Below are 12,034 nucleotides of genomic sequence, written 5' to 3'. Positions count from 1 at the left end.
GACAAGCACGACAAGAAGAAAAAGAAATAGCCTGGGCCTGACTCGGTCCACCTGTGGGAGGGGGCTTGCCCCCGATGGCGGTGGGTCAGTTGCAACTGCATCGACTGACAGTCTGCCATCGGGGGCAAGCCCCCTCCCACATTTGATTTGTGCACATTAGATAGACTGTATTCGCCGAAACCGACAAGCACGACAAGAAGAAAAAGAAATAGCCTGAGCCTGACTCGGTCCATCTGTGGGAGGGGGCTTGCCCCCGATGGCGGTGGGTCAGTTGCAACTGCATCGACTGACAGTCTGCTATCGGGGGCAAGCCCCCTCCCACATTGGATCTCTGCGCATCAGGTAGACCTCACACAGGCCTCCATGCTTTTGCATCCATGCAGTGAATGATCATCGCGGGCAGCCGGGCCCGGCTCTATTCTCGATCCACAACCACAAGATCGAGGTAGCCCCATGCGTGAAGTAGTGATTGTCGACAGTGTGCGAACCGGCTTGGCCAAGTCCTTTCGCGGCAAGTTCAACCAGACCCGGCCCGATGATATGGCGGCCCATTGCGTCAACGCGCTGCTGGCCCGCACCGGCATCGACCCGGCCACGGTGGAGGACTGCATTGTCGGTGCCGGTTCCAACGAGGGTGCCCAGGGCTACAACATCGGGCGCAACGTGGCGGTGCTCTCGCAATTGGGCACGGGGACGGCGGGCATGACCCTCAACCGTTTCTGCTCGTCAGGCCTGCAGGCGATTGCCATTGCCGCCAACCAGATTGCTTCGGGTTGCAGCGACATCATTGTCGCCGGCGGCGTGGAGTCCATCAGCCTGACCATGAAAAGCGTCAACACCGACCACCTGATCAACCCGCTGCTCAAGGAGCAGGTACCCGGCATTTATTTCCCTATGGGCCAGACCGCCGAAATCGTCGCGCGTCGCTATAACGTCAGCCGCGAGGATCAGGACCTGTACGCCCTGCAAAGCCAGCAGCGCACCGCGCAGGCGCAGGCGGATGGGTTGTTCAACGATGAAATCGTGCCGATGGCGGTCAAGTACACAGTCGAAGACAAGAATACCGGTGAAGTGCAGGTGCTCGATGGCGTGGTCGACCGCGACGACTGCAACCGCCCCGACACCACCCTGGCCAGCCTCAGTGGCTTGAAGCCGGTGTTTGCCGAAGACGGTTCGGTGACCGCGGGTAATTCGTCGCAGTTGTCCGACGGTGCGTCGATGACCCTGGTGATGAGCCTGGAAAAAGCCCTGGCGCTGGGGCTCAAGCCCAAGGCGTTCTTTCGCGGTTTTACCGTGGCCGGTTGTGAGCCGGACGAGATGGGCATCGGCCCGGTGTTCTCGGTGCCCAGGCTGCTCAAGGCCAAAGGCTTGCAGGTAGCGGATATCGACCTGTGGGAGCTCAACGAAGCGTTTGCCTCGCAGTGCCTGTATGCGCGTAACCGCCTGCACATCGACAACGCCAGATACAACGTCAACGGCGGTTCGATCTCCATCGGCCATCCGTTCGGCATGACCGGCTCGCGGCAGGTGGGACACCTGGTGCGCGAGTTGCAACGGCGCAACCTGCGTTACGGCATCGTCACCATGTGCGTGGGCGGCGGAATGGGCGCAACCGGGTTGTTTGAGGCCGTGCGTTAGGCCTTGCTTGACGCTTGCAACACACGCTGACGGGGGGAGCTTTGCTCCCCCTTTTTGCATCTGTCGTTCAGCGATGTCTCGGCTCGCCGGTCAAATAGTTAGTTGCAAAGCCGCCGTGAAGTTTATTGTTTTAAAGTGCATGTAGCCTTATTCTTACAGCTCTCTCCGTTGTTAAATAATTCTCATCTAACTTAGATGTAGGCCTATTCCTTCAGCTGTTTTTAAAGTTTTGGCAAATTGCCATAATTTTCCTGCAGGCATTGATATACAAGGGCTACGCCATTAAGGGAAAGAGCTGGCTTACGACTTCAAGTGTGCAGTGGATACTTGCCCGGCGTTGAGCGTGATCCTGAAATGCAATACAAGAAGTTGGAAAAGCACTTCAGGAACTCCCTTCGACGCATAGGTCAAACCGCTCTTTCAATCAGCCCTGCGCCAATCGGTGGCAAGGCTCTTAATGACACTTGTAAGTGGGAATCTGTAGATGAAAATCAAAATGAAAACTGTGCTGTTGTCTGTCGGTCTGCTGGCGGGTTCGATGTCGATGGCGCACGGGGCGGATGGAACGGTGACGTTTATCGGGTCGGTCCACTCGGGTGCCTGCTCAATCAAGCCTGACTCCGTCGACCAAACCGTTCGCCTGGGTGCGATTGCAAAGCATCAGTTGCAAGCGGGTGGCAAATCGGAAGCCCGACGCGTGCTGATCGAACTGGAAGGTTGCGACCTGGCCGGCCTCACTGACAACACTGTCACCACGACCTTCACCGGCGCGCCCTCCACGGTAGTGCCCGGCGCGATCGGTACGGTCGGCGGTGCAGGCAACCTGGGCATCATGATGACCCATGGCGGTGCCCTCGTTAAGTTGGGTGTTCCTACCGCCCCGCAAGTCATCAGCGTGGGTGATAACACGCTGGAATTCGGGGCTTACGTCCAAGGCGCCGCCACTGGGGACATCGTTCCCGGCGACTTCAGCGCGGTCACCAATTTCACTTTGGCTTATCAGTAAGTTTCACCCCCGCCACCCAGTGTGGCGGGGGGACGCTGACGGGAGATCCAGGTGAACACATTCATACGTCTGGCTATCGCCTCTTCATTAACGACATTCATCAGCCCTTGTGCCGTCGCCCAGGCGACTGCGCAAGGCGATGGGGTCGTGCTGCTGGGAGGGGAAGTGGTTGATTCCGCCTGCGGGCTGGAGCTTGCCAGTATCGATCAAACCATCGAGATGCCGCCCGAGCCAGTGGGGCGGCTGTTGCGCAACACGCGGGGCGAAGACCATCCGTTTCAACTGCGTCTGGTCAATTGCTCGTTGAGCCGCCCGGACCCTTCGCGCCCAGGTGCAAGCCTGCCGGATTGGGAACACATGCGCGTGACGTTCGAAGGCCCTACCGACAGGGCAGGGCTCTCCTTCGCAGTGTCTGGCGACTCCCAGGGGGTGGCCTTGCACATCATCGACGCCGCCGGCCAGGAAAGCCTGCCGGGGCAACGCATGGCGCCGGTTCCGCTGGCCGAAGGTGACATGACACTCAACTACCGGTTTTTCCTGGTCGGCAACGGCTTGCCATTGGTGGTCGGGGCTCACAGTGCCGCAGTGCGGTTCAAGTTGGAATACTTTTGAACAGTGATGGACAGGCTTGCATGTTGAATACGTCGAAGATCAAAAAAACGCTGCGTCCCGGGCTGTTCGGCGGGTTGATGTCACTGGCAGGCACGGCGATGGGCGCTGGGGATATCGAGTTCAATACCGACGTTCTCGACCTGAGCGATCGCGCCAATATTGACTTGTCCCAATTTGCGCGCAGTGGATTCATTCTGCCGGGCACTTACTCAATGGCCGTGCACCTCAATGCCCAGCCTATTGCTGAGCAATCGGTGGCGTTCTATCCCCCCGATAACGACCCCAAGGGCAGCCAGGCCTGTTTGTCGAGCAGTCTGGTCGAACAACTGGGGCTGAAAGTGTCCGCAGCCGGCCAACGGCTGTGGTGGAAGGACGGCGAGTGCCTGGATATAACCAGCTTGCCCGGAATGGAGGTCAGGGGTGATTTGGCCACCTCTACCCTGAGCATCAACGTGCCCCAGGCCTACCTTGAATACAACGCTATCAATTGGGACCCGCCTTCCCGATGGGATGAAGGGGTGCCGGGGCTGCTGGTGGACTACAGCCTGACGGCGCAGTCCAATTACCAGCGCAACGATGGCCGGCGGCAAAACCTCAGCGGCAATGGCACCGTGGGCGCCAATGCCGGTGCCTGGCGGCTCAGGGCGGATTGGCAGGGGCGTGTGGAGAGCGGTCGGCAGGAGGCCGCCGGCCCGCAAAAGCTGGAATGGAGCCGCTACTACGCGTATCGCGCCATTCCCGCGTTGCAGGCGCGCCTGGTGGTGGGTGAGAACTATCTGTATTCGGACCTGTTCGACAGCTTCCGCTTTACCGGCGCCGCGCTCAACTCGGATCAAAGCCAACTGCCCCCCAACCTGCGCGGTTATGCGCCGGAAGTGGTCGGTGTGGCCCGGACCAACGCCAAAGTCATCGTCAGCCAGCAGGGCCGTGTGCTCTACGAAACCCTGGTTGCGGCGGGCCCCTTTCGCATTCAGGACCTCAATGATGCGGTAACCGGCAAGCTGGATGTGCGGGTGGAAGAACAGGACGGTTCGGTGCATACCTTCCAACTCAATACCGCCGGTGTGCCTTACCTGACGCGCCCGGGCCAGGTCCGTTACAAACTGGCAAGCGGGCGACCGTCCAACCTTCAGACGGGCTCCGATGGTGCCGTCTTCGGTACCGGAGAGTTTTCCTGGGGCGTGAGCAATGGCTGGTCGTTGTTCGGTGGCGGTATCACCGATAACAACTATCGGGCGTTATCCGTGGGCGCCGGGCGGGACTTGCTGGCGTTCGGCGCCGTCTCGCTGGATGTCACGCAGTCGCGTGCCAACGTATGGAACGAGACGCTCTCGGGCAAATCCTACCGCCTTCAATATTCGAAGAACTTCGAAGAGTACGACAGCCAGGTGACCTTCGCCGGCTACCGCTTTTCCGAGAAGAACTTCCTGAGCATGAGTGAGTACCTGGATGCCCGGCATTACGGGTTGAACGGCGAACTCGGCGGGCGAGGGGATTATCGCGACCTCAACGAGGGTTGGAAGCCTATCGGTGGCAGCAAGGCGCTGTACACGGTGACGGTCAACAAGCAGTTCCGTGACCTGGGCGCCACCGTCTACGCCAGCTACAACAAGCAAACCTACTGGGACCGGCCGGACACGCACCGCTGGAACATGTCGCTGTCGCGCTACTTCAATGTGGGCACGGTCAAGAACATGAGCCTGTCCCTGAACATGTACCGCACCCAGGAATATAACTACAAGGACAACGGCATGGCGCTGACGGTCAGCCTGCCGCTGGGGCGTACCGGCACGCTGTCGCTGGACGCCAATCGAGCCGCCGGCAAAAACGGCTTTACCTCGCGCTACAGCGATCGCCTCGATGAGCGCAACAGCTACCAGCTCAGTGCCAGCAACACCTCCGCCAGCGGATACCTGAGCCATATGGGCGACAACGTCGACCTCGATGTGAGCGCCAGCAGGCAGCAAGGCGGTTCCAGCAGCCTCGGCGTCTCCGCGCGCGGCGGTGCCACGCTCACGGCCCAGGGGGCGGCGCTCCATCGAACCACCAGTACAGGCGGCACCCGCCTGATGGTCGATACCGCCGGTGTGCCCGATGTGCCGGTGCGCGGTTATGGCGCGCCGACCCGCAGCAATGCCTTCGGCAAAGCGGTGATTTCGGACATCAGCAGCTATCAGCGCACTGCCGCCAGTGTTGATCTGGAGCGTTTGCCGAGCAATGTCGAAGCCACTCAATCCGTCACGCAATTGACCCTCACCGAAGGCGCGATCGGTTATCGCTCGCTGGATGTGATTGCCGGTGAAAAGGCCATGGCGGTGCTGCGCCTGGCGGATGGCAGTTCGCCGCCTTTCGGCGCGACGGTGCAGAACCTCAAGCAACAGGACACCGGCATCGTGAATGACGGCGGCGAAGTCTACTTGAGCGGCATTCAGGCCGGCGAGCAGATGACCGTCAGTTGGGGCGGGGACGCGCGGTGCCTGCTCACGCTGCCGGCCACCTTGCCTGCCGATGGTTTGACCGATGCCCTGCAACTGCGCTGCCAGCCGGTAGCCGCCGATCCATCCCTGCCCGAGCCCGCCGGGCTGTCCGGCACGCCTATCGATACGGAGAACACAGCCTCATGATGCCCACTACACGTCACCTCTTTCCAGCCTTCGCGCTGTTGGCCCTGGCCTTGAGCCAGAACGCCAACGCTGCCGTGGGCCTGGACCGTACCCGTGTGATTTTCGACGGTGGCAAAGACGCCACCAGCGTGAATATCACCAACAACAATACCCAGTTGCCCTATCTGGCCCAGGGCTGGATCGAGGACGAAACCGGCAAGAAAATCACCACGCCGTTGATTGTGCTGCCACCGGTCCAACGCCTGGAGCCGGGTAAACAAAGCCAGGTGAAGGTCCAGGCGTTGCCGGCGGCCAAGGCGCTGCCGCAGGATCGCGAGACGGTCTACTACTTCAACTTGAGGGAAATTCCGCCGCGCAGCGATAAGTCCAACACCCTGCAGATCGCGCTGCAGACCCGCATCAAGTTGTTCTACCGCCCGCAAGCCATCGAGCCGAGCCAACAGGACTTGTCCAACCCGTGGCAGGAAAAACTGACCCTGACCCGTGAAGGCGATCAATACCGGGTGAATAACCCTACGCCGTATTACGTGACGCTGGTGGATGCGCGGGACAGCAAGGACGGCAAAACCGTGCCGGGTTTCGTGCCGCTGATGGTTCCCCCCAAAGGCACCCTGGCCTTGGGCACCACCGCCAAGGCGTTGGGCAGCAGCCCTTATCTGGCCTATGTGAACGACTACGGCGGTCGCCCGCTCCTGGCCTTCACCTGCACGGGGGACACTTGCACAGTGAACCGGCAGGCCGCGCCGGCGAATGAGTAATGGTGCGGGAGAACGTCATGACGTCGCAAAAAGTGAAAGTGCTGGGCGGCCTGTTATGGGCCTTGGCCATGGGCGCACAGGCCGCGGACGAGGAGGATATCGAAGGCATGAGCGGCATGCTGAATGTGCTCGGGTCCATGCACGAGTCGCCGTGCAGCCTGGAAATGACCTCGCTGCACCAGACCGTCGATCTGGAGGCCGTGTCGACCAGCCAGTTGCAACGGCCCGGTGACCAGGCGACGCCCAAGGCGTTTCAGCTGCGCTTCACCGACTGCCTGCGCACCGCCGGGCGTATACGCAATGAGCGTACGGGCAACCTGACCTGGAGCGCCTACCAACCGGTGCTGTCGGTCACGTTTGAGGCGCCGGCCGATGCCGACGATCCACGCCTGGTCAGAGTGCAGGGCATTACCGGCATGGGCCTGCAGTTGACCGATGCCCTCGGTCGCGACGTGCAGTTGGGCTCAAGGGGCCAGCCGCTGTTTTTGCCCGTGGGCCGCAATACCCAGACCTGGCATGTACGGCCCACGCGCACCGCTGCGCCGTTGACCAGCGGGGCATTCAGGGCGGTGGTGGATTTCAGGCTCACTTATGAGTAAGGGTGCAACGATGGCTAAATCAATCGGCTTGATCGCCACCGGCGTGTTGCTGGCGGTCAGCCAGGGCCTGCAGGCCGACACCAATTTGACCATTCGCGCGGTGATCATCGCGCCCCCGCCGTGCGTCATCAACGGTGGCAGCACGCTCGACGTACCGTTCGGCAATGACCTGCTGACGTCACGGGTCGATGGGGTCAATTACCGGCGAGGGGTGCCGTATACCGTCACCTGCGATTCGCCTTTCAGCAATGCGTTGAGTCTGGAGCTCAAGGGCACGGCGGCGGCGTTTGACAACCGCGCGCTCGCCACCCGCAAGGCGGACCTGGGCGTGCGGCTGTTCGTGAATGGCGCTGACTGGCCGCTCAATACCGCGGTGAATTTTACCTACCCCAATTTTCCCGTGGTGCAGGCGGTGCCGGTCAAACGTGCGGGCAGCCAGCTGACCGGCGGGGCCTTCGACGCGACTGCGACCCTGGTGGTCGATTACCAATGATGGTTACCGATAAAAAGAGGAACGACCCATGACAGCTTGGCAGCCGCGAGCGCTACTCGCCCTGTGTGCCATCGGCCTGTGCAGTGGCGCGTCGGCCAACTTGACGTTCAGTGGAACGCTGAACGAACCGCCTCCCTGCACGATCGATGCGGGCAACACCATCGAGATCGACTTTGGCGATGTCGGGGTAAAACGCGTCGATGGGGTGAGGTATCGCAGAGGCGTCGGCTACGTCATCAATTGCGGCGCCGACACCCTGCCGTGGGCATTGAAGCTGAGCGTCAACGGCACGCCCACGGCGTTCGACGGTTCAGCGGTGCAGACCAGCGTGCCTGCGTTGGGCATCCGGGTTTTTCAGAACAACCTGCCATTTGCACTCAATACGCCCATGGACATCACCTTGTCGTCACCGCCGACCCTTGAGGTAGTGCCGGTGCAACAGCCCGGAGCAACGTTGCCTCCCGCCAGGTTCACGGCGGTGGCCACGTTGTTGGCCGAATACCAGTAGGAGCTTATTCGATGCGATATCAAAGGGTTCAACAGGCAGGCCTGGCCGTTCTGCTCGCCGTCGGCCTGACCCCCGTGGGGCAGGCGGCGGACAATCTGCGTTTCAAAGGCAATCTGGTTGAAGAGGCCTGCACCCTGCGCCCCGGCGACGAGGCCATCACGCTGGAACTCTGGGACCTCACCAGCAAGTACCTCTATATCAACACGCGCTCGGTGGGTAAGCGTTTCAAGCTGCACCTGGAAGACTGCGATACCACGATCGGCAACTCGGTGACCATCACCTTCGGCGGTACGGAGAACAGAGAGCTTCGCGGCTTGCTCGCGCTGGACGGTGGCAGCGGTGCCTCGGGCATTGGTGTCGGCATGGAAACCCTGAGCGACAAACCCTTGCCCTTGAATACCGTCAGCGACAAACAGGTGTTGAGCGACGGCAGCAATGCCATCGAACTCAAGGCTTACGTGCAGGGCGAGCCGACCGCCATCAAGGATCAAACCATCGGGCACGGTGCCTACACGGTGACCTCAACTTTTACGCTGGACTATCCATAGGCTTTGGCTGGGGAGAGCAGAGCAACGAGAGATTAAAATGAAACGACTTTATGGCGCTATGGTGCTTCTTGTCCTGCTGAGTGTGGCCACGACCGTACGAGCGGCTGATTGCCGCGTTAATGGCGGTGGGTGGCAATACGTTGGCGACGGTGGGATTCTCAACCTGCAGGTCCCTGTCACCGTCCGAGTAGGCTCGGACAGCACTCGCCTGATCCTTGAAGGTGCATGGTTGGAGTGCCGATTCACTCCTTCGCCTGCCCACCCTACACGCATAGACTTTTGGGGAACCTCTGCACAGGCCGGCCCCCCTTGGGTGCCCGGCCCGAAGTTTACCCGGCAGGGTACCGGCTTACGTATCAACGGCGCGTTTTATAACACCCCGGTGCCGTTCGATATTCGGATCGCGACCATGCCAAACAACGGTGGGGGGTATCCCATCAATATAGCCCCCTACATTTTGCTGCGTAACGATCCGAGCAACCCTATCGAGGTTCGGATAGGGGATACCCTGGGCGCGTTGAACCTCCAGCAGACCAATAATTACAGTTCGGGAAGTACACGGCTGGTGCTCACGTACACGGCCGCGAATAACTTCGGCATCTCTCCATCCACCTGCACGATCAATAACAACAATCCGATCAATATCGACTTCGGCCCCGTCAACCAGCGAGCCATCGGGACTGACCCGCTGACAACATCCATCGTCAGCAACCGCAGGCTCACATATTCCTGCCCGCAAGGCGGTATTAATACACCCATCACCATCACCTACAAAGGCAGCCCGTCGTCATTCGATTCACGTGTGTTGCAGATGAACAATCCGGACGTGGGCACGGCTCTCGTCCGCGCGGGTTCAGCGGTACCTGTGAATGGTTCGTTCCTGACACATATCAGCAACAGCACAGGCGGGGACGATGTGACGTTTGCTCTCGTTCGACGCAACGGGTCGCTGCCGGCCGCCGGAGCCGTCAGCGGGAGCGGTGTGCTGGTGATGGGAGTGCCCTGATGCATAAGACCACGCCCGCTAGCACAGGGGGATACGCACTTTTTTTCAGATGTTCGAGAGAGTTCAAGATGAAACGACTATTTGGCGTCATGGTGGTGCTTGCCCTGACGAGTGTGAGCATGACGGCAATTGCCGTTGATTGCCGCATTAATGGCGGCGGGTGGATTACCGGCAATCCCAACATGCAGGTCCCGGTCACGGTGACGCTGAGTGCAGACCGTACCCGGATCATGATGGAAGGGGCGCGTCTGGAATGTCGGTACTCTCCAGGGCAGGGCCCGGCGTGGGGAGAGGACTACTGGGCTACCGGGAACGCGTCAGGCACACCTTGGACGCCCGGGCCGAAATTCAGCGGCCAAGGGACTGGCTTGCGCATCAATGGGTCGTTCTACAATACCCCGGTGCTCTCTGGCTTGAGAGTAGCGACCATGCCCAACAACGGGGTGGCTTACCCGATCAATATCACCCCGTACATATTGGTGCGTAACTTTCCGTCCAATCCGATCAGTATTCGGGCAGGCGACAATTTGGGGCTTTTGCGTCTTACCAGTTCGAACAATTGGGACGCCAGCCGACCGCAGCTGACCCTCACCTATACCGCCGCCAACAACTTCGATATTTCCCCATCAACCTGCACGATCAACAACAACACTCCCATCGAGATCAATTTTGGCAATGTGCACCAACGGGGGATAGGCACCGACCCGCTGACAACGTCCATCGTCAGCAATCGCAGGCTTACCTATTCCTGCCCGGACGGCGGTATCAACACACCCATCACCATCACGTACAAAGGCACCCGCACCGGGTTCGATTCGCGCCTGCTGCTGATGACCAATGCCGATGTGGGTACGGCCCTGGTGCGTAACGGGGCCGCCGTACCGGTCAACGGTTCGTTCCTGACCCGCATCACCAACAGCTCGGGCGCCGATGACGTGACGTTTTCCCTGGTACGTCGAGCCGGCTCGCTGCCGTCCGCCGGCGCCATCAGCGGCAGCGGGGTACTGGTGATGGGCGTGCCCTGAACACAGCGTGATACCCAAAGCGCACCGCATGCCCCTAGAATGCCGGTTCCACTTCCTCTGGCATCTGGGGCACTCATGCACATCTCTTCGGGCCGCTGGGTCTACGGTTTTCTCCTGACCCTGTTGACCGCGCTGCTCTGGGGCATTCTGCCGATCAAGCTCAAACAGGTATTGCAGGTGATGGACCCGATCACGGTGACCTGGTTTCGCCTGATCGTCGCGGGCAGTTGCCTGTTCATCTATCTGGCGTTCACGCGGCGCTTGCCCAGCCGCCGGGTACTTGGCCCCAGGGGCGGCTGGCTGGTGGCGATGGCCGTGTGCGGGCTGGTGGGCAACTACGTGTTGTATCTGGTGGGTTTGAAGATGCTCAGCCCCGGTACCGCGCAACTGGTGGTGCAGATGGGGCCGATTTTCCTGATGATCGCCAGCGTGTTTGTGTTCAAGGAGCGTTTCAGCCTTGGGCAGGGCGTGGGGTTGGTGGTGTTGATCATCGGCTTCGGGCTGTTTTTCAACCAGCGCCTGGTGGAACTGCTGACATCGATGGGGACTTACACCACCGGGGTGCTGACGGTGCTGCTGGCGACCACCATCTGGATGTTTTACGCCTTGGGTCAGAAGCAGTTGCTGACGGTGTGGAATTCGCTGCAGGTGATGATGGTGATCTACCTCTCATGTGCGGTGTTGCTGACGCCTTGGGCGCACCCGTTGGAGGCGCTGCAACTGAGCCCGCTGCAAGGCTGGCTGCTGCTGGCGTGCTGCATGAATACCCTGGTGGCCTACGGCGCCTTTGCCGAAGCGCTGGCGCATTGGGAGGCGTCGCGGGTCAGTGCGACCCTGGCCTTGACGCCATTGGTGACCTTTGTGGCGGTGGCACTGGCGGCGTGGTTGTGGCCGGAGTTTGTGCAGGCCGAAGCGATCAACGCGTTGGGGTATTTTGGCGCGTTGGTGGTGGTGATGGGCTCGGCGATGGTGGCGTTGGCGCCTTCGCTGGTGGCGGGGCTCAAGGCTCGGCGTGCGCGGTTGGTCTAGGGGTATGGAGAGCCAACTGTGGGAGGGGGCTTGCCCCCGATGGCGGCCTCGGGGCTGGCCGGGATGTTGGATTGGACCGAGTACATATCCGTTTCTGCGGTAACGGCCACTTAGGGTTCCGCCCTGACGGCGGGTCACTTTGGAAAAGCCCCAAAGTAACCAAAGGGCTCTTGCCCCACCACTCGGCA

At 60.6% G+C, this 12,034-nt stretch carries 12 protein-coding genes; all 12 read left to right on the top strand.

Translation table 11 applies throughout. The features are described 5' to 3' along the window. The first annotated feature begins 453 nt into the window (after window positions 1-453). The 12 genes from J1G34_RS26530 (at window position 454) to J1G34_RS26475 (ending at window position 11,846) form a co-directional block, all read left to right on the top strand. Window positions 454-1,638 carry a thiolase family protein gene (locus tag J1G34_RS26530; protein ID WP_065891658.1) on the top strand — a complete coding sequence of 395 codons (1,185 nt, stop codon included), beginning with the start codon at window positions 454-456 and terminating at the stop codon, window positions 1,636-1,638. A gap of 496 nt (window positions 1,639-2,134) precedes the next feature. Further along, window positions 2,135-2,644, top strand: coding sequence for a fimbrial protein (locus tag J1G34_RS26525; protein WP_065891666.1), 510 nt, complete (start codon window positions 2,135-2,137; stop codon window positions 2,642-2,644). Between the two features lie 51 nt (window positions 2,645-2,695). Next, entirely contained in the window at window positions 2,696-3,256 is a 561-nt protein-coding gene (locus tag J1G34_RS26520; protein ID WP_065937136.1) for a fimbrial protein, read from the top strand. Window positions 3,257-3,276: 20 nt separating this feature from the next. Further along, on the top strand, window positions 3,277-5,880 hold the full coding sequence (locus J1G34_RS26515) for an outer membrane usher protein (RefSeq protein WP_163003377.1): 2,604 nt from the start codon (window positions 3,277-3,279) through the stop codon (window positions 5,878-5,880). Further along, on the top strand, window positions 5,877-6,638 hold the full coding sequence (locus J1G34_RS26510) for a fimbria/pilus periplasmic chaperone (protein ID WP_222994848.1): 762 nt from the start codon (window positions 5,877-5,879) through the stop codon (window positions 6,636-6,638). Before J1G34_RS26515 ends, J1G34_RS26510 begins: the two co-directional genes overlap by 4 nt. Before the next feature lie 17 nt (window positions 6,639-6,655). Then, window positions 6,656-7,237, top strand: coding sequence for a fimbrial protein (locus J1G34_RS26505; RefSeq protein WP_065891668.1), 582 nt, complete (start codon window positions 6,656-6,658; stop codon window positions 7,235-7,237). A gap of 10 nt (window positions 7,238-7,247) precedes the next feature. Further along, window positions 7,248-7,730: a fimbrial protein gene (locus tag J1G34_RS26500; RefSeq protein ID WP_065891661.1), complete on the top strand. Its 483-nt coding sequence runs from the start codon at window positions 7,248-7,250 to the stop codon at window positions 7,728-7,730. Between the two features lie 28 nt (window positions 7,731-7,758). Then, window positions 7,759-8,238, top strand: coding sequence for a fimbrial protein (locus J1G34_RS26495; protein WP_065891662.1), 480 nt, complete (start codon window positions 7,759-7,761; stop codon window positions 8,236-8,238). 11 nt (window positions 8,239-8,249) lie between these two features. Beyond that, window positions 8,250-8,786, top strand: coding sequence for a fimbrial protein (locus tag J1G34_RS26490; protein ID WP_065883286.1), 537 nt, complete (start codon window positions 8,250-8,252; stop codon window positions 8,784-8,786). A 37-nt stretch (window positions 8,787-8,823) separates the two neighbouring features. Further along, window positions 8,824-9,792: a fimbrial protein gene (locus tag J1G34_RS26485; protein ID WP_065891663.1), complete on the top strand. Its 969-nt coding sequence runs from the start codon at window positions 8,824-8,826 to the stop codon at window positions 9,790-9,792. Window positions 9,793-9,860: 68 nt separating this feature from the next. Next, window positions 9,861-10,817 (top strand): fimbrial protein, encoded by a 957-nt coding sequence (locus J1G34_RS26480; RefSeq protein ID WP_065891664.1) that lies wholly within the window; start codon window positions 9,861-9,863, stop codon window positions 10,815-10,817. A gap of 75 nt (window positions 10,818-10,892) precedes the next feature. Further along, entirely contained in the window at window positions 10,893-11,846 is a 954-nt protein-coding gene (locus J1G34_RS26475) for a DMT family transporter (RefSeq protein ID WP_122561093.1), read from the top strand. The last annotated feature ends 188 nt before the right edge of the window (window positions 11,847-12,034 follow it).

The organism is Pseudomonas sp. Wu6 (genome assembly GCF_019891515.1).
Lineage (GTDB): Bacteria > Pseudomonadota > Gammaproteobacteria > Pseudomonadales > Pseudomonadaceae > Aquipseudomonas > Aquipseudomonas orientalis_A.
Note: the sequence above shows the minus strand (reverse complement) of the source record. Positions and strands in the feature narration are given on the sequence as shown.

Bases quoted from the DNA above. Each gene is read 5' to 3' on its own strand.
- J1G34_RS26530 (WP_065891658.1), top strand. From the start codon at position 454: ATGCGTGAAGTAGTGATTGTCGACAGTGTGCGAACCGGCTTGGCCAAG.
- J1G34_RS26525 (WP_065891666.1), top strand. From the start codon at position 2,135: ATGAAAACTGTGCTGTTGTCTGTCGGTCTGCTGGCGGGTTCGATGTCG.
- J1G34_RS26515 (WP_163003377.1), top strand. From the start codon at position 3,277: ATGTTGAATACGTCGAAGATCAAAAAAACGCTGCGTCCCGGGCTGTTC.
- J1G34_RS26510 (WP_222994848.1), top strand. From the start codon at position 5,877: ATGATGCCCACTACACGTCACCTCTTTCCAGCCTTCGCGCTGTTGGCC.
- J1G34_RS26505 (WP_065891668.1), top strand. From the start codon at position 6,656: ATGACGTCGCAAAAAGTGAAAGTGCTGGGCGGCCTGTTATGGGCCTTG.
- J1G34_RS26500 (WP_065891661.1), top strand. From the start codon at position 7,248: ATGGCTAAATCAATCGGCTTGATCGCCACCGGCGTGTTGCTGGCGGTC.
- J1G34_RS26495 (WP_065891662.1), top strand. From the start codon at position 7,759: ATGACAGCTTGGCAGCCGCGAGCGCTACTCGCCCTGTGTGCCATCGGC.
- J1G34_RS26490 (WP_065883286.1), top strand. From the start codon at position 8,250: ATGCGATATCAAAGGGTTCAACAGGCAGGCCTGGCCGTTCTGCTCGCC.
- J1G34_RS26485 (WP_065891663.1), top strand. From the start codon at position 8,824: ATGAAACGACTTTATGGCGCTATGGTGCTTCTTGTCCTGCTGAGTGTG.
- J1G34_RS26480 (WP_065891664.1), top strand. From the start codon at position 9,861: ATGAAACGACTATTTGGCGTCATGGTGGTGCTTGCCCTGACGAGTGTG.
- J1G34_RS26475 (WP_122561093.1), top strand. From the start codon at position 10,893: ATGCACATCTCTTCGGGCCGCTGGGTCTACGGTTTTCTCCTGACCCTG.